1 protein-coding gene is annotated in these 1,479 nt (G+C 70.8%); it reads left to right on the top strand.

The window, feature by feature from the left end; all coding sequences use genetic code 11:
- The first annotated feature begins 43 nt into the window (after nt 1-43).
- Nucleotides 44-1,285, top strand: coding sequence for an IS4 family transposase (locus ACZ52R_RS43470; RefSeq protein WP_465755578.1), 1,242 nt, complete (start codon nt 44-46; stop codon nt 1,283-1,285).
- Nucleotides 1,286-1,479: the final 194 nt, after the last annotated feature.

Raw genomic sequence — 1,479 nt, 5'->3', positions numbered from 1 at the left:
CCAATACCGGTGACTTTGGTGTGGTCTGTTCGTTGAGTGGGTTGTGCCAAGGCCTGGACAGGTGAAGTCGCCGGCGAGTGACCGGCTCTCGGACCGGATCGCGTTGGGGGTGCTGACGCGTGCGTTCCCGCCTGAGTTGATCGATGAGGTGGTCGCCGCGTGCGGCCGGACCGAGCAGCGGCACCGGCTGCTGCCGGCGCGGGTGGTGGTCTACTTCGTGCTGGCGATGTGCCTGTTCTTCGGGCAGGGCTATGAGGAGGTGGCCCGGCTCCTGGTCCAGGGGCTGGAGCGGGAGGGCCGGTGGGCGAGGGCCTGGCGGGTGCCGACGACGGCGGCCATCGGCCGGGCCCGTCTGAGGCTGGGGCCCGAGCCGCTTCGGGCCCTGTTCGCGAGGGTCTGCCGACCGGTGGCGGTCCGGGAGACGGAAGGCGCCTGGTACCGGAACCGGCGTCTGGTGGCGGTGGACGGCACGGTGTTCGACATCCCGGACACGGCGGCGAACGCGGAGTTCTTCGGGCGGCCGGGCAGTGGCCGCGGGCAGGGCCGCAGCGCGTTCCCACAGGCGAGGGTGGCGGCTTTGGTCGAATGCGGCACCCATGTCGTGTTCGCCGCCGAGGTGGCACCGCTGTCCGAGCACGAGACCGTGCTGGCCCAGCGGCTGTTCCCGGAACTGGTCGAGGGCATGCTCGTGCTGGCCGACCGGGGGTTCTGCGGCCTGGACCTGTGGCGGGCCGCCCGGGCCGGCGGCGCCGACCTGCTGTGGCGGGTGCGAAGCGTCGTCGTGCTGCCGGTCGTCACCATGCTCGACGACGGCTCCTACCTCTCCGAGATCGTCGCCACGCGCGACAGGAACCGCCGCGCCGACCCCGAGCGGGTGCGGGTCATCGAGTACACGCTCGGCCCGCGCGGCGGTGACAGCACCGTCTACCGGCTGATCACCAGCATTCTGGACCCCGCCGAAGCCCCGGCCGCAGAACTCGCCGCCCTCTACGCCCAGAGATGGGAGATCGAGAACACTCTCGACGAGATCAAGAACCATCAGGGCGGCCCCCGGCTGGTCCTGCGCTCCCAACACCCGCGAGGGGTCGAGCAGGAGATCTTCGCCTTCCTGCTGGTCCACCACGCTCTGCGCGACCTGATGCACCAGGCCGCCCTGAAGGGCGGGCACGACCCCGACCGGATCTCCTTCACCCGCACGCTTCGCATCGTCCGCCGCCACGTCACCGGCCAGGCGGCCCTTTCCCCCCTCCCGACTCGCCCGGACCACTGCCCGGAGCCTGCGTGAGATCACCGAACGCCTGCTGCCCGAGCGGCGGTTGAGGTCCAACCCCCGTGTCATCAAACGCAAGATGTCGAACTGGGCCCTCAAACGCACCGGGCACAGCGGCCCGTCCTCGCCCCAGGCCCCCGCGATCCGGCTGGTCGGGCCCACGAAAGCCAGCCCAACCCGCCGGAAATCGACCTAAATCACCGGTATTG

The sequence above is a fragment of the Kitasatospora sp. NPDC034023 genome (assembly GCF_055575795.1).
The sequence above is the reverse complement of the archived record's forward strand: the minus strand, read 5'-3'. Positions and strand labels throughout refer to the sequence as shown.